General features: G+C 60.7%; 25 protein-coding genes. 8 read left to right on the forward strand and 17 right to left on the reverse strand.

Annotated features, from left to right (window positions below):
- Positions 1-146: 146 nt before the first annotated feature.
- Genes ACYQ0G_RS04600 through plsY form a run of 3 tightly spaced genes read right to left on the reverse strand, consistent with a single transcriptional unit; the run spans position 147 to position 2,316 of the window.
- Complete coding sequence (locus tag ACYQ0G_RS04600) at positions 147-602, reverse strand: GFA family protein (protein ID WP_460099852.1); 456 nt, start codon at positions 600-602, stop codon at positions 147-149.
- Positions 599-1,714: a DNA-processing protein DprA gene (gene dprA / locus ACYQ0G_RS04605; protein ID WP_460099855.1), complete on the reverse strand. Its 1,116-nt coding sequence runs from the start codon at positions 1,712-1,714 to the stop codon at positions 599-601. The genes ACYQ0G_RS04600 and dprA overlap by 4 nt, the downstream gene beginning before the upstream one ends.
- Entirely contained in the window at positions 1,711-2,316 is a 606-nt protein-coding gene (plsY, locus tag ACYQ0G_RS04610; protein WP_460099858.1) for a glycerol-3-phosphate 1-O-acyltransferase PlsY, read from the reverse strand. Before plsY ends, dprA begins: the two co-directional genes overlap by 4 nt.
- Positions 2,317-2,446: 130 nt before the next feature.
- Here plsY and murI point away from each other — a divergent pair, with 130 nt between their 5' ends.
- The 3 genes from murI to ACYQ0G_RS04625 all read left to right on the forward strand — a co-directional run bounded on the left by murI (position 2,447) and on the right by ACYQ0G_RS04625 (position 5,328).
- Positions 2,447-3,241 (forward strand): glutamate racemase, encoded by a 795-nt coding sequence (murI, locus tag ACYQ0G_RS04615; RefSeq protein WP_460099859.1) that lies wholly within the window; start codon positions 2,447-2,449, stop codon positions 3,239-3,241.
- A 111-nt stretch (positions 3,242-3,352) separates the two neighbouring features.
- Positions 3,353-4,573, forward strand: coding sequence for a 5-aminolevulinate synthase (gene hemA / locus ACYQ0G_RS04620; RefSeq protein ID WP_460099862.1), 1,221 nt, complete (start codon positions 3,353-3,355; stop codon positions 4,571-4,573).
- A gap of 62 nt (positions 4,574-4,635) precedes the next feature.
- Positions 4,636-5,328: a nitroreductase gene (locus tag ACYQ0G_RS04625; protein WP_460099865.1), complete on the forward strand. Its 693-nt coding sequence runs from the start codon at positions 4,636-4,638 to the stop codon at positions 5,326-5,328.
- 54 nt (positions 5,329-5,382) lie between these two features.
- On the opposite strand, the gene ACYQ0G_RS04630 is transcribed toward ACYQ0G_RS04625, so the two are convergent.
- Complete coding sequence (locus ACYQ0G_RS04630; protein WP_460099867.1) at positions 5,383-6,345, reverse strand: PAS domain-containing protein; 963 nt, start codon at positions 6,343-6,345, stop codon at positions 5,383-5,385.
- Between the two features lie 269 nt (positions 6,346-6,614).
- Between ACYQ0G_RS04630 and ACYQ0G_RS04635 the strand changes: the two genes are divergently transcribed.
- Together ACYQ0G_RS04635 and ACYQ0G_RS04640 are read left to right on the forward strand one after the other, a co-directional pair.
- Positions 6,615-7,376 carry a hypothetical protein gene (locus ACYQ0G_RS04635; protein WP_460099870.1) on the forward strand — a complete coding sequence of 254 codons (762 nt, stop codon included), beginning with the start codon at positions 6,615-6,617 and terminating at the stop codon, positions 7,374-7,376.
- A gap of 191 nt (positions 7,377-7,567) precedes the next feature.
- Positions 7,568-7,894 carry a hypothetical protein gene (locus tag ACYQ0G_RS04640; protein WP_460099872.1) on the forward strand — a complete coding sequence of 109 codons (327 nt, stop codon included), beginning with the start codon at positions 7,568-7,570 and terminating at the stop codon, positions 7,892-7,894.
- Positions 7,895-8,032: 138 nt separating this feature from the next.
- Here the strand turns inward: ACYQ0G_RS04640 and ACYQ0G_RS04645 are convergent, their stop codons facing one another.
- From ACYQ0G_RS04645 to ACYQ0G_RS04665, 5 genes are all read right to left on the reverse strand, one after another.
- Positions 8,033-9,235, reverse strand: a complete 1,203-nt coding sequence (locus tag ACYQ0G_RS04645) for a type III PLP-dependent enzyme (protein WP_460099875.1) — start codon at positions 9,233-9,235, stop codon at positions 8,033-8,035.
- Positions 9,236-9,423: 188 nt separating this feature from the next.
- Entirely contained in the window at positions 9,424-10,602 is a 1,179-nt protein-coding gene (locus ACYQ0G_RS04650; RefSeq protein WP_460099877.1) for a carboxynorspermidine decarboxylase, read from the reverse strand.
- Between the two features lie 45 nt (positions 10,603-10,647).
- Positions 10,648-11,616: an NHL repeat-containing protein gene (locus tag ACYQ0G_RS04655; protein WP_460099880.1), complete on the reverse strand. Its 969-nt coding sequence runs from the start codon at positions 11,614-11,616 to the stop codon at positions 10,648-10,650.
- On the reverse strand, positions 11,604-12,002 hold the full coding sequence (locus tag ACYQ0G_RS04660; protein ID WP_460099882.1) for a hypothetical protein: 399 nt from the start codon (positions 12,000-12,002) through the stop codon (positions 11,604-11,606). The genes ACYQ0G_RS04655 and ACYQ0G_RS04660 overlap by 13 nt, the downstream gene beginning before the upstream one ends.
- On the reverse strand, positions 12,002-13,213 hold the full coding sequence (locus ACYQ0G_RS04665) for a saccharopine dehydrogenase family protein (RefSeq protein WP_460099884.1): 1,212 nt from the start codon (positions 13,211-13,213) through the stop codon (positions 12,002-12,004). Before ACYQ0G_RS04665 ends, ACYQ0G_RS04660 begins: the two co-directional genes overlap by 1 nt.
- Before the next feature lie 240 nt (positions 13,214-13,453).
- Between ACYQ0G_RS04665 and ACYQ0G_RS04670 the strand changes: the two genes are divergently transcribed.
- Genes ACYQ0G_RS04670 through ACYQ0G_RS04680 form a run of 3 tightly spaced genes read left to right on the forward strand, consistent with a single transcriptional unit; the run spans position 13,454 to position 15,355 of the window.
- Entirely contained in the window at positions 13,454-14,407 is a 954-nt protein-coding gene (locus tag ACYQ0G_RS04670; RefSeq protein WP_460099886.1) for a threonine ammonia-lyase, read from the forward strand.
- A 53-nt stretch (positions 14,408-14,460) separates the two neighbouring features.
- Positions 14,461-14,913, forward strand: coding sequence for an MAPEG family protein (locus ACYQ0G_RS04675; RefSeq protein WP_460099888.1), 453 nt, complete (start codon positions 14,461-14,463; stop codon positions 14,911-14,913).
- Positions 14,914-14,923: 10 nt separating this feature from the next.
- Entirely contained in the window at positions 14,924-15,355 is a 432-nt protein-coding gene (locus ACYQ0G_RS04680; RefSeq protein WP_460099891.1) for an MAPEG family protein, read from the forward strand.
- A 221-nt stretch (positions 15,356-15,576) separates the two neighbouring features.
- Here ACYQ0G_RS04680 and trxB read toward each other — a convergent pair whose 3' ends face one another.
- From trxB to egtB, 8 genes are all read right to left on the reverse strand, one after another.
- Entirely contained in the window at positions 15,577-16,560 is a 984-nt protein-coding gene (trxB, locus tag ACYQ0G_RS04685; RefSeq protein WP_460099893.1) for a thioredoxin-disulfide reductase, read from the reverse strand.
- A 69-nt stretch (positions 16,561-16,629) separates the two neighbouring features.
- Positions 16,630-17,409 carry a tyrosine-protein phosphatase gene (locus ACYQ0G_RS04690; protein ID WP_460099896.1) on the reverse strand — a complete coding sequence of 260 codons (780 nt, stop codon included), beginning with the start codon at positions 17,407-17,409 and terminating at the stop codon, positions 16,630-16,632.
- A 63-nt stretch (positions 17,410-17,472) separates the two neighbouring features.
- Positions 17,473-18,879, reverse strand: coding sequence for an alpha,alpha-trehalose-phosphate synthase (UDP-forming) (gene otsA, locus ACYQ0G_RS04695; RefSeq protein ID WP_460099899.1), 1,407 nt, complete (start codon positions 18,877-18,879; stop codon positions 17,473-17,475).
- Complete coding sequence (locus tag ACYQ0G_RS04700) at positions 18,876-20,663, reverse strand: glycoside hydrolase family 15 protein (protein WP_460099901.1); 1,788 nt, start codon at positions 20,661-20,663, stop codon at positions 18,876-18,878. The genes otsA and ACYQ0G_RS04700 overlap by 4 nt, the downstream gene beginning before the upstream one ends.
- Positions 20,660-21,403, reverse strand: coding sequence for a trehalose-phosphatase (otsB, locus tag ACYQ0G_RS04705; protein ID WP_460099904.1), 744 nt, complete (start codon positions 21,401-21,403; stop codon positions 20,660-20,662). Before otsB ends, ACYQ0G_RS04700 begins: the two co-directional genes overlap by 4 nt.
- A 39-nt stretch (positions 21,404-21,442) precedes the next feature.
- Positions 21,443-22,099, reverse strand: a complete 657-nt coding sequence (locus ACYQ0G_RS04710; RefSeq protein WP_460099907.1) for a retropepsin-like aspartic protease family protein — start codon at positions 22,097-22,099, stop codon at positions 21,443-21,445.
- Between the two features lie 55 nt (positions 22,100-22,154).
- On the reverse strand, positions 22,155-23,153 hold the full coding sequence (egtD, locus tag ACYQ0G_RS04715) for an L-histidine N(alpha)-methyltransferase (protein ID WP_460099910.1): 999 nt from the start codon (positions 23,151-23,153) through the stop codon (positions 22,155-22,157).
- Positions 23,150-24,403 carry an ergothioneine biosynthesis protein EgtB gene (egtB, locus tag ACYQ0G_RS04720; RefSeq protein WP_460099913.1) on the reverse strand — a complete coding sequence of 418 codons (1,254 nt, stop codon included), beginning with the start codon at positions 24,401-24,403 and terminating at the stop codon, positions 23,150-23,152. The genes egtD and egtB overlap by 4 nt, the downstream gene beginning before the upstream one ends.
- Positions 24,404-24,475: the final 72 nt, after the last annotated feature.

Consider the following 24,475-nt stretch of genomic DNA (forward strand, 5'->3'; position numbering starts at 1 on the left):
GCAGTGATACCGAACATGCGGTAGCCAGAATTTTCCTCATCAAGATACTCCCCCAATCTCTGATGCCATGAAACTGTGTTACATAAATCCGCGCATCGGGATTAACCGCTCCTGACTTGAAATCGGCCCGATGACACCGGGCCGTTTCAATCTCGCAGGCCCGCAATTTTCAGCAAGCGACGCGCCAGCAGCTTCGGCGCCCATCGAAGGGCAAGTTGGCGTGAAGTCATGACCGGCGTTTCTTCCGATATGCTGTAAAACGCAGGCTTTCGGTCGTTGCAAATCTGGAAGCTCAGCGAGAAATCGTCTGGCTTGAATAATCCCGCGGAAACGGCAAGTTCAGGCCCATCCTGCGGGCGGTGGAATATCGCCGATCCGCATCCGGCGCAGAAGCCGCGCTCCGCGAATGCGGAAGATCTGAAGACTTTCAGAGTTTCGCCTTCGATCGTGGCCTCGGACGACTGGATCGCCATCCACGGGCCGCTGCACCATTGGCGACAGGTATCGCAATGGCATACCCCTACTTCGACTTTCGAAGCAGGGATAGCCACCGAGACGCGGCCGCAGAGGCATTGCCCTCGCCGCATCTTAGCGACGGTCATTTCAGGCTGACCTTGCCAGCAGCATGCCGCTCGAGCCGGCCGGCGATTTCCAGTTCCAGCAGTGCAAGCTGGACCGAGGCCGCGCCCTGCCCCGACTGCCTCACCAGTTCGTCAACACTGACCGGGGCGGTGGTGAGCAGGCTGCCGATGTCCGCAGGATCGGCTTCGGCCAGTTCCTGCGGCTCGAAATCGAATTGTGCCACCGGCTCGCGAAAGGTCGAGCGTGGCGCGCCGTCGAAAGATGACAGCAGTTCCACGACATCTTCCGGCGATTGTACCAGCACCGCGCCTTCGCGGATCAAATGATTGCAGCCATGGCTGCGCGCTTCGAGCGGGCTGCCGGGAATGGCCATGACTTCCCTCCCCGCCTCACCCGCTAGCCGCGCGGTGATCAGGCTGCCCGACTTGACCGCCGCTTCTACCACCAGCGTGCCACCGGCGAGCCCGGCGATGATGCGGTTCCGGCTGGGGAAATGGCTTCCGCGTGGTTCGGTGCCCGGCGGTTGTTCGGCGATGAGCAGACCCTCTTCCGCAATCCGTTCCTGCAGTTCGGCGTGCTGGGGCGGATAGGCGATGTCGATACCGCTGGCGATCACGCCGATGGTCGCAGGCATCGCCCCCTCGTGAGCGGCCCCATCGATACCGCGCGCCAGGCCCGAAACCACGGTAAAGCCTGCCTCTGCCAGGCCCTTGGCAAAATCGCGCGCGAGCTTGACTGCCGCAGCGCTGGCATTTCGCGCGCCGACCATTGCCACGCACGGTTTCGCGGCAAGGCCGAGATTTCCCCGGCACGTCAGGATCGGCGGCGCACCGTCGATTTGCGCCAGCAGGCCAGGAAAATCGGGCTGGTCGTGGAAGAGATATTTGGCCCCGGCCTTGCGAACGCCGTCTACCTCCCGTTCGATCTGTTCCACCGGGGCGGCGCGGTATTGGCGCCCGGCTTTTCCGCCCAGATCCGGCAGCGCTTCCAGAGCCTCCACCGCACTGCCGAAGCGTCCTAACAGCATGGCATAGCTGACCGGCCCGAGGCGGGGCGATCGCAGCAGGCGGATACGGGCAAAGGCCTCTGCTTGCGTCAAGCTTGCCGGGGCCGGATGCACCGCTTCGTTCACTTGGAGGAACCGACCCTTGGTTCCGTCCCCGCCATCAACCGGCGGATGTTTTCCCGGTGCAGCCACACGACCAGCAGCGCGATCAGGGCCAGCACCACGGCATAGCCCGGCCAGCCGAAGATCACAGCGGCGATAGCGGCCGCCACCACGGCCGACATTCCGGCAAGCGAGCTGATGCGGGTAACGGCCAGCAGGCCGATCCACACGGCGGCGTAAACCAGTCCCAACTGCCATGCGAGCCCGAAGCACACGCCGGCATTGGTCGCCACGCCCTTGCCGCCCTTGAAGCCGAGCCAGACGGGAAAGCAGTGGCCGATGACTGCGAACAGCGCCGCCCAGCCAACCGCTTCGGGGAAGAATTGCTTCGCCAGCAAGACCGGCAGCAACCCCTTGGCCAGATCGAGCAGCAAGGTCGCCGCAGCCAGCCATTTGCTGCCCGTACGCAGCACATTGGTGGCGCCGATATTTCCGCTGCCCTGCTCGCGAATGTCGCCCTTGCCCGCCAGCTTGGCGAGGATCAGCCCGAACGGGATCGAGCCGAACGCATAGCCCAGCAGCGCGGCCCAGAGCGCGTTGACAGTCAAATCGATGCCGATATCCATTATTTTTCCCTAACCATTCGGCCCAAGCTTGTCGAAGAGCCGTACTTCCTTTTAAGACCGATTTGGAAGAAAAAAGCAGGGCGTCGACATGCCCGTCCCCCCACGGCCCGCTCATAACGGATTGTCAGCCTTGAACGCGAATTCCCCCATCCTGATTTTCGACTCCGGCGTCGGCGGGCTCACCGTGCTTGGCCAATTGCGCAAGGCGCTGCCCGATGCGCCGGTAATCTATGCCGCGGACATGGCGGGGCTGCCCTATGGTGCGAAAAGCGAGGCGGAGATCGCCGCGCGGGTTTCGGGCCTGCTGGGGCGGATGGCGGAGCGCTATCGCCCGCGACTGATCTGCATCGCCTGCAACACTGCCTCCACCATTGCGCTGGGCATGGTGCGCGATGTGCTGGAAATCCCGATCGTCGGCACGGTCCCTGCGATCAAGCCCGCCGCAGCCCTCACCCGCAGCGGCACATTGGGGCTGCTCGGCACCGAAGCCACCATGCGCCAGGGTTATGTCGATAATCTCGAACGCGAATTTGCCGTGGGCAAGACATTGCTTCGCCACGGCGCGAACGGGCTGGTCCCGCTGGCCGAAGCCAAACTGCGCGGGGAGAAGATCAGCGTGGGCGCCGTTGCGGACGAAGTAAAGGCGCTGGTCCTGCAGCCCGGCGGGCGCGAACTCGACACGGTGGTTCTCGCCTGTACGCATTTCCCGCTGCTCGAACCCGAACTGCGCGAGGCAATGGGGAAAGATATCACCTTCGTCGATGGCGCAGACGGCATTGCGCGGCGGATTACCTATCTCACGCAGGAACATGCTTTCGAACGCGAAACGCCGGACTTTGCCGTAACCACCGGCGAATTGGCCGATTTCAAGAAACTCGATCGCGCCTTCGCCAATTACGGCATCGAGGTGCTCGAAAAGTTCTGAAACTGTTGCGAACGGATCGCAAAGATCGCGGTAGCAAAAGCTGCGTGCTTTCCCTATGTGCGCCCCTGTATCCAGCCGCGCAAAGGGCGGCGCAGAACGGGCCGGTGCCTCGTGAATTACGACCAGATCTTCGATGAAGCCATTGGACGCCTCCATACGGAAGGCCGCTATCGGGTGTTCATCGACATAATGCGCAACAAGGGTGCGTTCCCCAATGCGCGCTGCTTTCACGGTCACAACGGCCCAAAGCCGATCACGGTCTGGTGCTCGAACGACTATCTCGCCATGGGCCAGCATCCCAAGGTGATCGAAGCGATGGAAAATGCGCTTCACGATGTCGGTGCGGGATCAGGCGGGACTCGCAATATCGGTGGCAACACGCATTTCCATGTCGAGCTTGAGCGCGAGCTGGCCGATCTTCACGGCAAGGACGGCGCGCTGCTGTTCACCAGCGGCTATGTCTCGAACGATGCGACCCTGTCGACGCTGGCCAAGCTGCTGCCCGGCTGCATCATCTTTTCGGACGAGCTCAACCACGCCAGCATGATCGCGGGCATCCGCAATTCGGGCTGCGAAAAGCGCGTTTTCCGCCACAATGATCTGGAGCATCTCGAACAGCTGTTGGCTGCCGAAGATGCTGAAACGCCCAAGCTGATCGCTTTCGAGAGCGTCTATTCGATGGACGGCGATGTCGCCCCCATTCACGAGATCTGCGATCTCGCCGAAAAATACAACGCGCTGACCTATATCGACGAAGTCCACGCGGTCGGCATGTACGGCAAGCGCGGCGGCGGCATTTCCGAACGCGATGAAGCCGCGCACCGCATCGACATCATCGAAGGCACGCTGGGCAAGGCGTTCGGCGTGATGGGCGGCTATATCGCTGCCGACACCCGCGTGATCGACTGCATCCGCAGCTATGCGCCCGGCTTCATCTTCACCACCTCGCTCAGCCCGGTGCTGGTCGCCGGTGTCCTGGCCGCGGTGAAGCACCTCAAATCCTCCAGCGAGGAACGTGACGGCCAGCAGGCTGCCGCCGCCCAGCTGAAAGAGAAGATGCGCCGCGCCGGTCTGCCGGTCATGCCGTCGACCACGCATATCGTCCCGCTCATGGTGGGCGACCCGGTGCATGCCAAGAAGATCAGCGACATCCTGCTCGCCGAATACGGCGTCTATGTGCAGCCGATCAACTTCCCCACCGTGCCCCGCGGGACGGAGCGTTTGCGCTTCACCCCCGGCCCGGCCCATTCGCCCGAAATGATGGACGAGCTGGTCGAAGCGCTGGTGGAAATCTGGGACCGCATGGAACTGGAACTGGCACAGGCGGCCTGATCCGTAGGGGATTTTGCCGCTCTGCCGCCCTGGGCTAGGGCGTCCTCGAGAGAGGAAAAATCATGAGCGGAAATCCCAGCCTACCCTATGACGAAATCGTGCGGTCGCGCCGCTCCATTCGCGGCTATCTGGACAAGCCGGTCTCCCGCGAACTGATCGAGGAAATCCTCGCGCTCGCGATGCGGTCTCCGACCTCGATGAACACGCAGCCCTGGCATTTCCACGTCATCACCGGCGAACCGCTGAACCGGATTCGCAAGGGCAATACCGAGCGCATTCTGGCGGGTGAACCCGACAGCCGGGAGTTCCGCCGGGGCGAACCCTTCGCTGGCGTGCATCGCGACCGGCAGATCGGAGTGGCCAAGCAATTGTTCGGGGCGATGGGGATCGAACGGGACGACAAGGACGCGCGGCAGGACTGGGTCCTGCGCGGGTTTCGCCAGTTCGATGCCCCGGTATGCGTGATCGTGACCTATGACCGGGAATTATCGGGCAGCGACGATACGGCCTTCGATTGCGGCGCCGTCACCACCGCGCTGGTCAATGCCGCGTGGAGCCGTGGTCTCGGCTGCGTGATCAATTCGCAAGGCATCATGCAGAGCCCCGTCGTGCGCGAACATGCGGGCATTCCGGACGATCAGATCATCCTGAAGGCCGTGGCCATGGGCTGGCCCGACGCAAGCTTTCCCGCCAACGCAGTGGTCAGCGAGCGCAGGAGCGTGGACGAAGCCGCACGCTTCGTCGGCTTTCCATAAGAAAAGGGCGGCCGGGGTTACCGACCGCCCTTTCTTCTTCCAAAAAACCCGAAATCAGATTTCGAGGCCCTTCTCAGCAATCTTGAGCTTGTGGCGCGCCATGGCGAGGTTTGCCTTCGACTTGTCGAGAGCCAGATAGATGAAGAGACCCTTGCCCGTCTCGCTCGAGAGCGGGCGGATCATGTGATATTGCGTGCTGAGAGTGATGAGAATGTCCTCGATCTCTTCCTTCAGACCCAGCTCGGCCATCGTCTTCATCTTGGCGCGCATCACGTTGGTGTTGCCGGCGGCTGCCACATCGAGATCGAGCGACTTGGTGTTGCCGCTGCTGGCAACCAGCATGCCGCTTTCGATGTCGACAATGGCGACGGCGAGCGCGCCGTCGATTGCCATGATGTCTGCAAGTTTCTTGTCCATGAGTGCTCCTAACCTGTCCTTGAGTTTTTGTAGTTTCGAAGTGTCTGTTGGTGTTTCCGTGGCCAGCGGTTGGGGTACATCCGCTTGCGCCGAAACGAGCTTGAAGCCGATGAAGCCGACCACCGTATCGACCTTGCCGCTGTCCCCCATGCAGGGCAGCACGATGGCGTGATACGCAAGCTGACGCCCGCTCTCGTCCTCGAATTCGGCTTCGAAGCCGACCGGGGCCAGATTGGCGATGGGTTCGAGCGCATGCTCGGTGATGCGGGAAAGCAGCGAGAGGCTGGGGACTTCCTTGATGATGATCGGCAGCGCCTTGCCACCCATTTCGCGCGTCAGTTCCCCGCCGATATGCAGGATCGGGGACTGCCTGAAATTGTCGTCTATCCGCAATGCCAGGGCGTGGTCCTTCAGCGCACCGCCACCGAACTGCAGCACGTCCTGCCAGTCCGGAAAGCGGCCGATCGCCGCCCCTGCCGCCCATTCGTCATAGGCACGGATTACCAGCTTGCGCTCCTTGCCGCTCTTGGCATCTTCGAAGGGGCCGCTGGACACGATTTCCGGCCTGATGGGGGTCTTGGATTGTGCGACGCTTGGCATGCGGCTGCCGCTAGGTTGATAGTATTAAAAAATGCTTTTGAACCGCGGCCCCGACTGTCCGATTTCAGCGCAAGATGTTCACTCTATCGGCGCGCCCCATTTTTCGTGGCTGCCCATTCGCATCAGCCTCTGATGCCAATTTTTAAGAGCGTGGTAACCATGACAATATCGGAATCCCCTAATATCCCGCGCCGCTTTTGTGGCTCGGAAACCTAAGCGATGCCCCGCGTTCAGCATGTAGACGAACCAAAAGGGGCAACGGAAAACCGATGAAAAAGCTGGGCGAAAATTTTTGGATGATCCGCGGCGATCTCCGCATTGCAGGCATGCTCAACGTCGGGACTCAATGCTCGCTGGTTCGCCTGGAGGATGGAAACTTCGTTTTCCTCGACAGCTACACGCTCGATGACCAAACCCTGGCAGAGGTCAATCGCCTTACCAATGGCGGCCGGGATGTATCGGCTATCATCAACCTTCACCCTTACCATACGCTCCATTGTGAATGGATGCATGGCGCATTCCCTCAGGCGAAGCTGTACGGCACACGCCGCCATGAAACCGAATTGCCGGATCTTCCGTGGGAGAGCACCTATTGCGAAACCGCTGCATTCGGTAACATCATCGGTCCTCAGCTTCAGTTCTCGACGCCGGACGGGACGCGTCTGGTGTGCGAAGACGATACGGTTCATTTCGCTTCCGTGCTGGCCTACCATCCGGAAAGCGGCACGATCCACGTCGACGATACCCTATCGCGTCTAACGCTGCCCTTCCCGCTTTCGGCATTGCCCATATCGGGCAGGATCGGCTTTCATCCTTCCTTGGAGAAAGCGCTCGAACCCGAAGCGGGCGCCGCAGACCGGTTCCGCGAGTGGGCTATTGGTCTGGGCGTGGACTGGGCGGATGCTCGCCATTTGACGATGGCCCATAATTCCATGGTCGACCTTGGACCCGATGGTTTTGCCGACGTTATCGGTAAAGCGCTTGGGCGAGTGAAGCCGGTGCTCGACAAACATCGCGAGACATATGGCTGACCAGGACGGCGTGTGAAAAATCACCCGGTAAGCCCACTACCTGCGCGGGTTGCTGTTCTATTCGAGTAAAGTCGGTGAACGGCATTACAGATGCGACGCACGACTTTTGCATTAATGTAGAATTCACCGGGAAAAGCCGATTCCGGGACGGCGATCATTACACGATTTTTCGATGATCGGCGGAGTAAGTTATGAAGAAGAATATCCTCCTCGTTGCAAGCGGCTCGTTCATGGCTCTCCATGGTGCATCGGCCTCTGCCCAGCAGGAACCTCAGCATGCTGGCGGTACGCGGCCCGATGTGGCTCAGCCCTCCAACGATGCCGAAGCGCCCGCATCGCGCGAGGACAATCGCGGCGTCGATGTGCTGCCCCGTCCCGAAGCAGTCCCGGAAAATGACTATGCAGCGGATCAGATCGAGCCAGAAGATGATTTGATCGAAGCACACGGCGCGATGGATCATTCTGCGCCGGAAGATCAGCAAGTCGAGCAACCGGAGAAGAAATCCGACCCTCTCTGATCCACCATTTTATACGGGCGCCGTTCCCTCTCCCCAACCCAGGCGCCCTTGCCGGAAATAACCCGGCTGGCGGCTCGCGCTCCCCCAGGCGCGGGCCGTTTTCCTGTTTGCGGTAGGAGTGGAAGCGAACCCGCGCTCTTAGCGCAGGTTCACCACATTGTCGGCCGCCGGACGGGCACGGCTGCCGTCGTAAAGGCTGGCCATAGGCTCGTCTGTCACGATGATCCGCTCGGCAGCGCCGAAACCGTTGAAATCGGTTTTCATCGCCGCGCCATAGGCACCCAGCATGCCGATCTCGATATAATCGCCGGCCTGGATATCTTCGGGAAGGCAGAAGGGGCCAGGCATATAATCGGCATCGTCGCAGGTCGGGCCGTAGAAGGCGAAATCCATTTCCGGCTTGATCAGATCGTCTTCGAGCGGACGGACCGGGAATTTCCAGTCCACATGCGCGGCATCGAACAGCGCACCGTATGCACCATCGTTGATGTAGAGCTCCTCGCCGCGGCGCTTCTCTACTTTGACCACGAGGCTGGAATATTCCGCGCACAGCGCACGACCGGGCTCGCACCACAGTTCGGCGTTATAGGCGATCGGCAGCGCGTAGAAGTGCTGGTGGATAATCTTGAAGTAATCTTCCAGCGGCGGCGGTTCCATGCCCGGATAGACGGACGGAAAGCCCCCGCCCACATCGATCATGTCGATGACCACCGAAGCTTCGGCAATCGCGGCACGCGTGCGGTCGAGCGCCTGCACATAGGCATGCGGGCTCATCGCCTGGCTGCCGACATGGAAGCACACGCCCAGCCAGTCGGCATATTGGCGGGTTTCCTGCAGCAGCGCGGGCGCTTCGGTCAGGTCGCAGCCGAACTTGCTCGCAAGGCTCAGCGCCGCGTGTTCAGAAGATACGCGCAGCCGTACGCAGAGCCGCAGATCGGCCGCCTCGGTGCCGTCTTCGGTACGGGTCGCGGCCACGATCTTGGCCAGCTCTTCCGGCGAATCGAGGCTGAAGGTTTTGACGCCGTGCTGGAAATAGGCTTCGCGGATCGCGCCGGGCGATTTCACCGGATGCATGAAGCACAAGGTGGCATCGGGCAGGACCGAACGCACCATGCGCACTTCGGCGATGGAGGCGACGTCGTAATGCGTAACGCCGTTATCCCACAGGATCTGCACGAGATCGGGCGAAGGATTGGCCTTCACAGCATAAAGTGATTTGCCCGGGAATTTCTCGACAAAGAAACGCGCCGCGCGCGCAGCCGCGTGCGGGCGGTTGAGAATGATTGGTTCGTCCGGCGAAAGAGCGCGGACTACAGCCTTGGCGTCTGGGAAATGCTGCAATTCAAGGGACCCCCTAAACGGTCCTTGCGGACCATGAAACGACAAGCTGCCTTGCGGTTAGGAAGTCCCCTTGGGGCAGCAGGAGGCGCGCATATAAATCGTGGTTCATGAAACGCAAGTGAATACGAGGGTCTTTGTCCGCAAGTTTTGCGGGCTGCTTCGGTCCTGAGATGCGATGGGTCGTTCCCTCAGCTCAGGCGATCGCGGAAAGTGGAGTAGCCGAACTCCTTCACCAGCTCGATCTGGTCGGTCTCGCTGTCCCACATATAGATGCTGGGCAGCTGCACGCCGTTGAACGTGTTGGTTTTCACCATCGAATAATGCGCCTGGTCGAGAAAAGCGAAGCGCTTGCCTACTTCCGCGCCGCCCGCGATGCGGTAATCGCCGATCACGTCGCCCGCGAGGCAGGACGGCCCGCCGATCCGGACCTCGGGCGTTTCGTGGTCCGTCGCCTCGCCCAGCATGGCGGGGCGATAGGGCGCCTCGATCACATCGGGCATGTGGCAGGTGGCAGAAACATCGGCGATGGCGACCGGCAGTCCGTTGAAACCGGTATCGAGAATCGTGCCGACGAGGATGCCGGCATCAAGCGCCACGGCCTCGCCCGGTTCGAGATAGATTTCCGCGCCCGTATCGTCCTTCGCATCCTTGAGGAACTCGACCAGTTCCTCGCGCTGGTAATCGGCGCGGGTGATGTGATGGCCTCCGCCCATGTTGATCCATTTCAGCTGGCCGAACCACGGTTCGATCGCGTCGAACACCCGGTCCCAGGTCTGGATCAGCGGTTCGAGATCCTGTTCGCACAGATTGTGGAAATGGATGCCGTCCACCCCTTCCATCATCTCGGGCGTCAATTGGTCGAGCGGGAAGCCGAGGCGGCTGCCGGGGCTGGAGGGATCGTAACGCGGGACTTCGCCGGTCGGCACCTGCGGATTGATGCGCAGGCCGACTTCGAAATTCTGGCCCGACGCGCGCGCATTTTCCAGGATCAGTCCGGCGCGGTGCATCTGGCCGGGCGAATTGAAGATCACGTGGTCCGAAAGGCGGCAGACCTCGTCCAACTCCTCCGGCTTGTAGGCGGCGCAATAGGTGCTGATTTCGCCATCGTAGAACTCGCTCGCCAGCCGCGCTTCCCACAGGCCCGAGGTGCACACGCCGTCGAGATATTCGCCGATGATCGGTGCCGCGCTCCACATGGAGAACGCCTTGAGAGCGGACAGCACCTTGATGTCCGCCTCGTCGCGTATTTCGGCGAGGACCTGGCAGTTGGCGCGCAGTTTCGCGGCATCCACCACGAAGGCTGGGCTGTCGACACGATTGAGATCGAAATGGGCGAAGGCGCCCGGGTCACCGGCTTTTGTTTCCATGGCAGCGCATCTAGGCGCGGGGGCCGCCAAGCGAAAGGGGTGAAGTCAGTCCTCGTCCTCGACCCCGGCCGCCGCCAGCTCGAATTTGACCACCCGCCCGGTGCCACTGTCGACGAGGTAGACGCTGCCATCGCGCCCGACGGCCAAGTCTTGGCCGATGCTGTTGGCGGTGCGGTGATCCACCCCTGCATCGAACACGCGCTCCAGCTCGCCATCGGGTCGGTAGATGCGTCCGATCGCGCCGGGCCGGCTCAGCCCGTCGCGCCCTTCCATCACGAGGACATAGCTGCTGCCGATGGGCTTCACCGCATAGGGCCGCCCGCTCCGGTCTGCACCGATCTCGTCTTCGCGTTCACCGGCGGGCGAAAACACTTGCACGGCGGAGGACCCGCTGTCGGCCACATAGACCCGTTCACCATCCGCCGCGATGCCGCGCGGCCGCGTCAGACCGACCCATTGGTCGAGGAAATTGCCATCGCCATCCAGCACCACGATGCGGTTGTTCGAAAGCCCGTCTGCCACCAGCACGCGCCCTTGGGAGAAGGCGATATCCGCAGGCCCGCCGAAGTGGCTCTGATCGTCACCGGCAACGCCGCGTTCGCCCAGCACGAGTTCTTCCGTGCCTTCATGGCTAAAGCGAAACACCTGCTGGCGAGCGGTGTCGGTAATCCAGACCTTGTCGTCACCATCCACCGAAAGGCCGTGGGGCTCCACGAAGGTATCCGCGCCCCATTTGCCCAGCAGCTTGCCGTTCGCTGCCAGCATGAAGGCGGTCGGTTCGGATATCGTCTCCGCACCTTCACCATCCGTATCGCTGTGCCCAGCGCGGTGGAGGATGAAGATATGCCCGTGGCTATCGACATCGACTGCCATCGGCTCGCCAAACACCGCGCTGTCCGGCAAATCCGGCCAGCTTTCGTCGATCACGACATCGGGCGCCTCTTCGCGCCCGCCCCGCCCGCCACTGCAGGCAGCCAGGACGAGCGCCGAAGCGATGATGGTCAGTCCACGCATATTCCGTTTTCGATCCGGCCGTTTTCCACCTCGCCGAAGCAGCCGAAGAGCTTGTCGTCGCGCTGGCAGATCCCCGTGGTCGTTTCGCCGGGCGGGGTACCGACTGCGCCTTCGGCAATGCATTTGCCTTCGCACTGATCGCCATCGGTGCAGGCCTTGCCCGCATCGGCATAGGGAACGACGCAGAGTTCAGCCTGCATCCGCCCGCGCTGTTCGACCATGCCGCCCTTGGCCATGCAGGCTTCGCGCTCTGCCGAAGACAGCGTGGGATAGGCTGGCGAAACCGCCTGCGGATTATCCTGCGGCGCTTCGGCTGCAGGTTCGGTGGTCGCGACGCATCCACCCAGGGCCAGCGGCGCGAACAGGAAAAGGCTGCCAAGCCGCATCAGAAGTCCACCGGTCCGTCGAGTTCCTTGACCTGCCAGGGCAGGCCGTGATCGTTCAGCATGTCCATGAACGGATCGGGATCCATCTCTTCCATGTTGAACACGCCGTCCCCTTCCCACTTGCCGGTGACCACCATGGCCGAACCGATCATGGCGGGCACGCCGGTGGTGTAGGACACGGCCTGATTGCCGGTTTCCTCGTAAGCGGCCTCGTGGCTGCAGATATTGTTGATGTAGAAGGTCTTCTCGCCCGAGCCATCCAGCGCTTCGCCCGTGGCGATCACGCCTATATTGGTGTTGCCCTTGGTCGTTTCGCCCAGCGTTTCGGGCTTGGGCAGCACGGCGGCGAGGAACTGCAGCGGGATGATGTCCTTGCCCTGATAGCGGACCGGATCGATCCGGGTCATGCCGACATTCTGCAGCACGGTCAGGTGCTTGATATATTCATCGCCGAAGGTCATCCAGAACCGCGCACGCTCAAGCTCGGGATTGAACTTGGCGAGGCTTTCCAGTTCCTCGTGATACATCATGTACATGTTCTTCTGGCCGACGGCTTCGAAGTCGAATTCCACCTTCTTGCCCATGGCCGGGGTCTCGACGAATTCGCCGTTTTCCCAGTGGCGCGCAGGCGCGGTCACTTCGCGGATGTTGATTTCCGGGTTGAAGTTGGTGGCAAAGGCCTGGCCATGATCGCCGCCATTGCAATCGAGAATGTCGAGCTGGCGGATGGTCTTCAGCTTGTGCTTCTTCAGCCACATGGTGAACACGCTGGTCACGCCCGGATCGAAGCCTGAGCCCAGCAGCGCCATCAGGCCCGCTTCCTTGAAGCGATCGTGATAGGCCCACTGCCATTTATATTCGAACTTCGCCTCGTCCTTCGGTTCGTAATTCGCCGTGTCGAGGTAATCCACGCCCGCTTCGAGGCAGGCATCCATGATCGGCAGATCCTGATAAGGCAGCGCAAGGTTCACCACCAGGCTGGGCTGGATCTTGCGGATCAGATTGATCATCGCAGGCACTTCTTCCGCGTCGATCTCGTAAGTCGCCACATCCTCGCCGGTGCGCTCTTTCACGCTGGCGGCGATGCTGTCGCATTTGGACTTGGTACGGCTGGCGAGATGGATGTCGGAGAAGATCTCCTTATTCATCGCCATCTTGTGAACGCAGACCGAGCTGACGCCGCCTGCACCGATGACCAGAACTGTCGACATGGATGAAACCTCTTGTGTCAGAATGAAATATCGCGCGCCCCTTAACCGAATGCACGGGCCTGTCCAAACGATCCGTCGAAGGTGCTTTCCTACCGGTAGCCTTTTCGGGCATGGCGGTTCCATGAACCACCCCAGCATCCCCTTTTCGCCGCCCGGATTTCCGCCTCTTTTGGCAGAGCGGAGTTTGTTCTCAGGACTGTGTCAACTGTGTCAACTTGGTCAAGGAAACGGGGCGCGAACATGAACAGCGATCGCTCTCCGAATCGCGATGGTGTGATCGCTGCGGCGCACTCCATCGCCGCCATTCTCCCGCCCACTCCGCTGCTGCCGTTGGAAATCGGCGGTGTCCGCGCGCATGTGAAGGCCGAAAGCCTGCAGCCAGTCGGCGCGTTCAAGATACGCGGCGGGTGGTGGCGCCTGTCGAACCTGTCGGATCAGGAAAAGGCGCGCGGCGTGGTTGCCGTGTCATCGGGCAATCATGCGCAAGGCGTCGCCTGGGCGGCGCGCAAGCTCGGCATCGAAGCGGCCATCGTGATGCCGCGCAATGCCCCCAAAGTGAAGCTTGAGGCCACCCGCGCGCTGGGCGCGGAAATCGTGCTCTATGACCGGCCCGGCGAAGACCGCGATGAAGTGGCCGCCCGCGAAGTGGCAGCGCGCGGGGCCACCCTGGTCCATGCTTTCGGTGATCCATGGGTGATCGAAGGACAGGGCAGCGCGGGGATCGAAGCCGCCGAACAGCTTGGCCGTGCCCCCTCCCGCTTCGTGGTGTGTTGCGGCGGCGGCGGGCTGGCCGCCGGCCTCGCCCTGTCCTCTCCCCCAAGCGCGATCCATGTGGTGGAGCCGGAAGGCTGGGACATGGTGGGCCGTGCAATGGCGGCGGGCGAGATCGTCCGCGTGGGGGCCAACCCGCCCTCCACCATCTGCGATGCCTTGCAGCCCGATGCGACCAAGCCGATCAATCTGGAGGTGCTGCGCGGGCGGGCAGAACCGGGCGTCAGCGTCACCGATGATGAAGTGCGCAAGGCACAGCGCTTTGCCTTTTCGCAGCTCAACCTCGTCGTCGAACCGGGCGGTGCCGCGGCGCTGGCGGCCGCGCTGGCGGGCAAGGTTCCAGTGGATGAAGGCACGGTGATCATGGTCACCGGCGGCAACACCGATGCGGATAGCTTCGCGGCCACATTGGTTGAGGTTTGACTTTCGCGCACCATCGCCGCAGTCCTGCGGCCTGAGAGAGGGAGACGATTTCAATGCAGGCTCAAATGCTCGCCCCCGCCGCAGTGCTGGTTGCGTGGTCGCTTATCATGCTGATGTGGATGGCGTTCACCCGCCTTCCCGCGATGAAAAAGGTCGGATCGGGCCTCGGCGAAGCCAAACCCGGCGGACGCGGCCAGGATCTCGAAGGCGTGCTGGATGACCGGGTGAACTGGAAAGCGCATAATTACGCGCATCTGATGGAACAGCCGACCATCTTCTATGCGGCCAGCGTGATCATTGCGATCATGGGGGCGACCGCGCTCGATGTGGTTTTCGCCTGGGTCTATGTGGCGCTGCGGATCGTCCATTCCGTGTGGCAGGCGACGGTGAATGTCGTTTCCATCCGTTTCCTGCTCTTCATGCTTTCCACTTTGGCCATGGTGCATCTGGCGTGGCGCGCGATTGCGGTCACGCTGTTCCACGATCCCAGTCTCGCCCCTGTTTGAGGTTGCTGCCATGATCGATGCCGAAATCCTGCGCCCCGTTATCGTCCTGCTGGCCTGGACCATGGTCATGTGGGTGTGGATGTACATCACCCGCATCCCCGCCATGACCAAGGCGAATATCGCGCCCGACGATGCCCGCAAGACCGGCACGCTCGATGCGAAGCTGCCTGCAGAGGTGCAGTGGAAAGCGCATAATTACAATCACTTGCACGAACAACCGACCGTGTTTTACGCGGTCTGCCTGCTGCTGGCGATGGTCGGCTTGGGTGACGGGATGACTGCGTTTCTGGCGTGGATTTATGTCGGCCTGCGCATCCTGCATTCGCTGGTCCAGGTCACCGCTAACAAGGTCATGGTGCGCTTCGTCCTGTTCGCCCTGTCGGGCGTGGTGCTGATCGCGCTGATCGTCCACGCCGCGATCTGGGCGTTCGATCTGAGCTAATTACAAAGCACGAGGAGGCGACGCGGCAATCCACCTCCTGCCCTCACGCCAAGAGGCCAGGCCATCCCATGGATCGCCGCGCTACGCTCGCGATGACGTACTTCAAAAGTCATTGCGAGGAGCCAAAGGCGACGCGGCAATCCATCCTCGCCTCAGGCAAACCGCTGACAGGTCGGGTGATGGATTGCTTCGCCTTCGGCTCGCAATGACTGGAATGTAGCCTACTCGGCAGCTTCCGCTTCGTGCACGTGGCCGTCGGCGTCGATCTCGATATTGGCCAGGAAACGCTCTGCATCAAGCGCGGCCATGCAGCCCATGCCGGCCGCCGTTACCGCCTGGCGATAGACATGATCGGTCACGTCGCCCGCTGCGAACACGCCCGGCACTTCGGTCTTCGGCGATCCGGCTTCGGTCAGGAGATAGCCGCCATCGTCCATCGGCAGCTTGCCCTTGAACAGCTCTGTCGCCGGGGCATGGCCGATCGCCACGAAGGCACCGTCGACTTCCAGCTGGCTGTCTTCGCCCGTCACCGTGTCGCGCATGTTGAGATGATGCAGCGCGCCATTATCGCCCGCTTCGAAGCTTTCCACCGCCTTGTTCCAGATGACGGAGATCTTGGGATGATTGAGCAAACGCTCCTGCAGGATCCGCTCCGCCCGCAATTCGTCGCGGCGGTGAATCAGCGTCACGTCGTCGGAATGGTTGGTGAGATACAGCGCCTCTTCCACAGCGGTGTTACCGCCGCCGATCACTGCGACCTTCTTGCCGCGATAGAAGAACCCGTCACAGGTCGCGCAGGCCGATACGCCCTTGCCGCCCAGCTCCTGTTCGCCCGGCACGCCCAGCCACTTGGCCTGCGCGCCCGTCGCGATGACAAGCACATCGGCCACATACTGGTCCCCGCTGTCGCCCGTCGCGGTGAAGGGAGAACCGCCAGCCACATCGACATCGACGATGGTATCCCACATCATCCGCGTGCCGACATGCTCCGCCTGCTTCTGCATCTGCTCCATCAGCCAGGGGCCCTGGACGACATCTTCGAAGCCGGGATAGTTCTCGACATCGGTGGTAATGGTCAACTGCCCACCGGGCTGCAGGCCCTGCACCACGATCGGTTCCATCATCGCCCGCGCGCCGTAGATGGCGGCGGAATAGCCAGCGGGGCCGGAGCCGATGATGAGCATCTTGGTGCGATGGGTGGCCATGATCGTGAATCTCGTATGCGTGTCGGGAAAAATCGTGAGGCGGCTATATGGGCATTGGCCCTGAAGATGTCACGCCACGAAGCGCTGCCGAAGCTGCTCCTTCAACAGCTCGTCCACACCTATGACGCTCTCGAGATAGGCGTCGAGCGATCCGTGCTCGTCCTCCACCTCACGCCAGTAGGTGGCCAGATATTCTTCGCGCACTCCGAGCAGCGCCTGAACCGCGCCTTCTTCAAGCTTGCGGCCCAGCTTCTGCTCGATCCCCGGCACGGACTGCCTTGCAAGCACTTCCATGGTCGGCGCATCGTTGGTGCGCAAGAATTCGGCCATCTGGTCGCCCCGGTCGACTCCAAGGATATGGAGCATCAACATCGCCGCAACCCCGGTGCGGTCCTTGCCGGCAAAACAATGGACAAGGCTTGCTCCATCGCGCTCTGCCAGAAGCCGCAAATAGCGCGAGAACATGCTGATCATCGCCGGATTGCGGGGCATGCGGGTATAGACGGCAAGCATCCGCTGGCGGGCATAATCCTCGGTCGAGCTATGCTCGTCCACGTCCATATGCGGCGGGCTGGAAGAGGTTTCCCCGTCGTGGAAGAATACCTCGCCGCCAAAGTTTTCGGATCTGGTACAGGGATTACGCTCGCGCTCGGAAGCCCCGCGCAGGTCCACTACTGTTCTGATATCAAGTGCGTCGATTGCACGAAGATCGGCCGGGCTCGCCCCCACATGCTGACCAGACCGCCAGAGAAGGCCTTGGCGCACTGCACCTCCGCCCTGTGTCTTCCATCCGCCATAGTCGCGGAAGTTGTGAATGCCTTCAGTTTCGAGAAAGGGCGCGAGAATCATGATCGCAGACTGACAGCTAGGCGCGCCCGGCGAAAGCCCCTGCCGTCTAGCCACAGCCTTTCGTCAGTCCTCTTCAGACGCAACCGTGTCCAGATCGTTCAGGAAATCTTCGGTCCACTTCTGAACGTTATCGTCGCGGACAGTACCGATCAGCTTCTCGTAACGCTCTTTGCGTTCGGCCAACGGCATGTCGAGTGCGGTACGGATGGCATGGGACAGATCGTCGGGGCTGTGTGGGTTGACCAGCAAGGCATCGGGCAGCTGCGCCGCGGCCCCGGCAAAGCGCGACAGGATCAATACGCCGGGATCTTCAGGATCCTGCGCCGCAATATATTCCTTGGCCACGAGGTTCATTCCGTCACGCAGTGGGGTTACGAGCCCGATCTTCGCCGCGCGGAAAAAACCGAACAGTTCTTCATGGCTGTAGCCGCGATTGACATAGCGCACAGGCACCGCATCCACTTCACTGCGAGCGCCGTTTATCTGGCCAGCCTTCTGCTCGAGAGTGGCCCGGATTTTCTGATAGCTTTCAACGTCCTCCCTGCTCGGCGGGGCGATCTGAACGAAGACGAGATCCTTCACGTTTTCAGGGTACTTGTCGAAAAAGCGCGATATCCCATCGAGCCGCTCAGGAAGGCCCTTCGAGTAATCGAGGCGGTCCACACCGATCATGGCAATGCGGCGGCGCGTGGAACTCATCAGCCTTTGTTGCGCCTGACGGGCCTCGCCTTTCTCGCCCAGCTTGCTGAAATGCTCCCAATCAATCCCGATCGGATAGGCCCGGGCTACTGTGGTCCGTCCGTCGAGCGTTATCGTCCCGTCTTCCTCGCTTACATCGGCATGCAACTCGGTCCGGCAATAATGAAGGAAGCTTTCAAGCCATTCCTGCGTCTGGAAGCCTACCAGGTCGTAGTGCAGCATCGTTCGAACGAGCCGCTCGTGATAGGGTAGCGAGACAAAGAGCCGCGTAGCCGGCCACGGAATGTGGAGGAAAAACCCGATCCTGTTCTTGCAACCATGAGACCGCAATCTCTCACCCAAGGGGATCAAGTGATAATCGTGGACCCAGATAACGTCGTCCGGCTCGATCAGGGGGGTAACGAGTTCGGCAAACCTCTCGTTGACCCGCTCGTATCCCTTGCCGGTTTCGCGCTCGTATTGCGCGAGATCCAGGCGATAATGAAACAGCGGCCACAGCGTCGCGTTGGCGTAGCCGTTGTAATATTCTTCAACGTCCGTGTCGGAAAGATCGATGGTAGCAGTGGTGACGCCGTCATTCGTCTGCGTAGCGATATTACCGGTCTCGCCGGTTTCGCTCTCTTCACCAGACCACCCGAACCAAAGGCCTTTTCTGGACTTGAGCGCCGCGTGAAGAGCGCCCGCCAATCCGCCCTGTGCCCCCGCAGCGCCTCTTGCTTTTGGCACGGCGACGCGGTTGGAAATAACCACAAGGCGATCGTTAGTACTCAACGTACTTCACTCCAGGATTTCGAGAGATGGCCGGCTGAATTGATGATACCTACCAGCGAATAGGTTTGGGGAAAGTTCCCCCATAACTCTCCGGTATCATAGTCGAGATCTTCGCTAAGAAGACCTGATCTGGTCGTATGCCCAAGCATGGCTTCGAACAACTGCCGCGCTTCTTCGCTTCTCCCGGTCAGGTGCAATGCTTCGATCAGCCAGAAGGTGCAGACGTTGAACGCGGTTTCGGGCGCGCCAAAGTCGTCCTCTGCGGCATAACGGAGCATATGATTGCCGCGTCGCAAGTCACGTTCGATAGCTGCAAAGGTCTTCAGAAACCGATCATCGTCCGGCTCGAGATAACGAAGTTCGACCATCTGGAGCAGGCTGGCATCGAGGTAATCGCTCTCGAAGCTGGCACCGTAGTGCTGCTCCTCCTCGTTCCATGCCTCCTTATCGATCTTGGCGCGGATCGCCTCGGCCCGCTCTTGCCAGAAATTCACGCGATCGGCCCTGCCCAGGCTCGCCGCGACATTAGAGAGGCGATCGCATGCGGCCCAGCACATAACGGCAGAATAGGTATGGACTTCCTGGCGGGTCCGGAACTCCCAGAGACCGGCATCAGGCTTGTCGTGCTTGGCCCATGCAGCCTCTCCTACCTCTTCCAAATGGGCGAAATCGCGCTCATCGGCCATGCGCAGGAGACGGGTGTCAAAGAAAGCCTGCGCGGTAGGCATAACGATTTGGCCATAACAGTCGAATTGCACCTGCTTGTAAGCAGCATTGCCGATACGAACCGGGCCGTTGCCCCGATAACCGGCCAGACTGACTGCCTCGAACTCGTGCAGCTCGGGGTCGCCCATGACAGAATAGAGCGGCTGTATCTGCCCTCCACGGGCCTGATCGATAATGTTTCGAAGATAGGCGAGGTATTTTTCCAGAACGTCCAGGGCGCCAAGCCGGTTCAAAGCCTGCACCGTGTAGTAACTGTCCCTGATCCAGCAATAACGATAGTCCCAATTTCGCTGGCTTCCAGGGGCCTCAGGGATCGATGTAGTCAGTGCGGCGACGATGGCGCCCGTTTCCTCATGCTGGCAAAGCTTGAGGGAAATTGCCGCGCGAATGACCTCTTCCTGCCATTCCAGCGGAATGTGCAAACCGCGGACCCAGTGCTGCCAGTACTTGCGGGTCGCTTCTTCCATCCGCCGTACTTCGCTGCGGATATTGCCGACAAAGGGTTCGTCGGGTCCGAGGAAAAAGTGCTGGTCGCTTTCGACGCGATACCCACGATCTTCGAGAATATATCCCACAGGCGCATCGGTCGTCAGGCGCATGGCCTGGCTGCCGAGCAAATAGCGGACGTGGTTGGTGCCGTTCGTAGTCTCGGCCAGAGCTTCGCCGTAGTTCTTCATCGGCGCCATCCGAACGCGCAAGCGCGGGGCGCCCGCAACCGGCCGAACTATGCGAGCAAAAGCGACCGGGCGATACATACGGCCCGAACGTTCGAAGCGCGGAGCGAAATCGAAAATCTCGAGCGCGCTGCCGTCTTCTGCTTCGAGTCGCGTCACAAGGATCGGCGTATTGCGGACGTAATGCTGGCTGGAGGAAACCTGCCCCTCCAGTTCGAAACGCCATGTTCCCTCATCGCGCCGGTCGCCATTGAGCAGCGAACAGAAGACCGGATCGCCATCGACCCGTGGGACACAGCCCCAGACGAAACCTCCGTCGGTATCGACCAGTGCGCTGACCTGGCAATTGCCGATGGGAGAAAGTTCGAGATTTGGTTGGTTCATATATTCAGCCAATTGTGCACCGCAGCGACGTTTTCGAGGTGATAGCGCGCAGCCTCGCTTTTCCGTTCCCCGACTGCAATGCCGAAGCCCCCGCATTCGATTGCGGCCTGCATTCCGTCCTCGTCCGTAGTGTCATCACCGATGAAGATAGGCAGCGATCCGGCGAAGGGTTTCTCTTGCATGAAGGCTTGCACAGCGCCGCCCTTGTTCGCACCCGGGCGGACCAGTTCTGCTACGCCCTTCCCGCTGGTAACTTCCAACTCGTAACGCTCCGCCAGCCCGTGCGCGAACTTCAGTGCCTCATCCTTTCGGTCGGGTTGAGCGCGGAAATGCAGGGCTCCGCCATGCGCCTTTGTCTCGTAGTAAAGCCCGTGGAGATCAGCGTAGGAGCGCATTTCACTGACACAATCATCGGTGAGTGCAGATGGCTCGTCGCCTAGGCGTGAGCCATCGGGCAGCAGCCGCGACGCCCCGTGAGAGCCTGCCCGACATACCGAAACTTCACCGAGATGCGATTGCAGGTCGTCCAACGCACGGCCTGTAATCAGGGCGAGGCGGCCACCGAGCCTGTCGCGCAAGGAATGAAGCGCCGCCGGCAATTTGTCCGGGACATCGATCGCACCCGGCTCGGCGGCTATGCCTACCAAAGTGCCATCGAAATCGAGGAAAAGCGAAACATCGCCCTCTTGCAGTAGACCGTCGAGGGGGGGCGGACAGGGTAGCGAACTGGCTTTTTCCATTGCGGCAGCCTTAGTGGCTCCGTCCGCCTCGTCAAAGCCTTAGCCTTCTTCAAGACCGCCCGGTTCCAGGATCAGTTCGCCCTGCTTCACCCGCCAACCTTCGAGACGACTGAGAAAATTCATGCCCAGCACGTTGGTATTGCCCAGATTTGGCGCGATCACGGCATCCAGCCCACCCGCTTCGATATTGCCGAAGCGCAGACTGTCCAACGTTGTAAGTTCGGCAGTCACGGCTCCATTCGCGGTATTCAACATGACCGGAAGGCCGCCAGTACGCGGCTCGAGTCCGGCTCGTCGCGCAGATTCGGTAGACACTGCGGTCAGCGTTGCACCGGTATCGATAAGGAACCGGGTGGGCACTCCGTTCACTTCTGCGATGAGCCAGTAATGTCCGTCTGCCGCAAGCGGGATGACCGTTTCTTCACCAACGATTGTCTGCGCCGGCATCCCCAGTTCGGTGACTGCATCGAGCCGCGGGTCGAAGCGAGCCAGTTGGAGGAATACTGTCACCAGAATGGCTGCCAGAGCAAGAGTGCTGAGCGTTCTGATCAGCCGGCCGCCGGCAACTTTGTGTCGCAGCATCACGGCGCCGATCCATCCCAGCACCAGTGCACCGATAGTCCCCACCAGCAGGCCGGAACGCGGCACCGCACGGATTATTTCGGCAAGGGCATCGAAAGCGCTCTGCAGGTCCATCGTCAGTCCATATAGGGAGGTCGAGCCGTATCGTCGATGAACGCGGTTGGATAATTCAGGGCGCGTCGCGCTTTTCGGTGGCTTCAGCCAGGATCAGCGAGAAACGTTCGCCGCTATCGGTCCAGCGCGCTTTGGGTGTCCATCCCCCGGCGAGAAGCAGGGTATTGGCGCTTCGGCGTGTAAACTTGTGGCTGTTCTCGGTGTGGATCGTCTCGCCTTTACGCATGGAAAAGCTTTTGCCGGCAACTTGGAAGTCGATATTCTCCGTCGCCTCGAGATGCATTTCGATCCGCGCAAAATCGTCGTTCCACGGCGCGGTATGGCGGAGTAGCTCCACCGGAATAGTACCCTCGAGTTCGCGGTTTATGCGTCTGGCGAGATTGAGATTGAATTCGCCTGTAATACCCTGCGAGTCGTTATAGGCGGCTTCGAGAACGCTTTGATCCTTGACCAAGTCCATTCCAATGAGAAGCAGGGGCTTGCCGCCATTTTCGGCACCTAATGTGGCGCGCATCGAACGCAGCAGATCAACCGCCGTGCGGGGTACCATGTTGCCGATGGTCGAGCCGGGAAAGAAGCCGAGTTTTGGAATATCCGCGACCTGCTCCGGTAACTCCACCTCCCGCATAAAATCCGCCTCTACGGGGAAGACATCCAGTTCCGGAAACTTTTCCGCAAGAGCGGAAGCGGATTCCCGTAGAAACTCGCCGGAAATATCGAGCGGCACATAAGCGGCCGGGTCAATCGCGCGAAGCAGTAAGGGTGTCTTAACCGAACTGCCAGAGCCGAACTCCACAACCGCCCGATCAGAACCGATCAGAGCGGCGAATTCGCTGCCGCGCGCATCCAGTATTTCGGCTTCCGAACGGGTCGGATAATATTCGGGAAGGTCCGTAATATCCTCGAACAGTTGTGATCCGGCATCGTCATACAGCCACCGTGCCGGGATCGCTTTTTGCTGTTGCCCCAGCCCTTCCAATACATCGTCACGAAACGCGCGATTCACCCCTTTTTCATCACGATCGACGAGAGCGATACCTTGTTCTGTTTTCATAGATCCTTGGCCAATCTCAGGCCGGTGAATTGCCAGCGCTGGTGGGGATAGAAGAAGTTGCGATAGCTTGCCCGGGAATGCCCGCGCGCCGTAGCGCAGCTCGCGCCCTTCAACACGAACTGGCCGCTCATGAATTTGCCATTGTATTCGCCAACCGCGCCCGGTGCAGGTTCGAAACGCGGATAGGGCAGATAAGCCGAGCGGGTAAATTGCCAGCAGTCGCCGAACAGTCCTTCAGAACCGTTTGGCAGCGGGGGCGCAGCCTGATCGAGCTGGTTTCCGGATTCTGGATCATGCGCAGCAGAAGACCCTTCCTGCCCCCGCGCAATCGCTTCCCATTCGAACTCTGTAGGGAGTCTGTATCCCGCCCAGGTGGCGAACGCGTCAGCCTCATAATAGGATATATGTGTCACCGGAGCGTCCGGATCGCGGTCCTGCCAGCCGGAATGTGTGAAATGTGCATCATCGTGCCAGTAAGAAGGATGACGGATCGAATTCTCCTGTACCCAGCCCCAGCCATCGGACAGCCACAGACGCGCATCCTCATATCCGCCATCGGCAATAAATTCGTCCCACTGGCCATTGGTGACAAGTCGCGATGCCAAAGCAAAAGGTTCGAGCAAGACGCGGTGCACCGGCCCTTCATTGTCGAAAGCGAAGCAGTCCGACTGATGTCCGATACGCGCGATGCCGCCCGGATGGGCATACCAGTCGTCATCGTACGAAGCGGCACCCAACGATGCCGTTTCCGACCACATTGCGGGGCCCAGCGGGTTTTGGAACAGGGCATGCTTGATATCGGTGAGAAGCAGCTCCTGGTGCTGCTGTTCATGAGCGAAACCAAGCTGGATCAGTGGCCGCAAATCATCCCGTTGCAGCAGGGGCTGCATTGCCTCATCCACATGGTGGCGCCAGGCAAGGACGTCGGCCAATGTGGGCCGGGAGAGCATACCGCGAGAAAAGCGCGCTATCCTCTCGCCCTCAGCCTCGTAATAGGAATTGAAAACGAACGGAAACCGGTTGTCGAAAAGTTCGTAGCCATCCAGATGGTCGCGCAGCAGGAAGGTTTCCCAAAACCAGGTTACATGGGCGATATGCCATTTTGCAGGTGATGCATCTTCCATGGACTGGAGCGTTGCATCCGCTTCGGACAACGGCTTGACCAGCGCCTCACTAAGCTTGCGAATTTCAGCAAAGCGCTCGGCAAGATCACTACTGGTGACGCTCTGGCTGGCCTGCGCGGCGGTCATAGCCGCTCTCCCCTTGCGGTTACCGGTCTGCGGCAACCATGTGTCAGCATGGCGGATTTAAGTGAAGGTTTA

It is taken from the genome of Qipengyuania triglochinis (assembly GCF_054655615.1).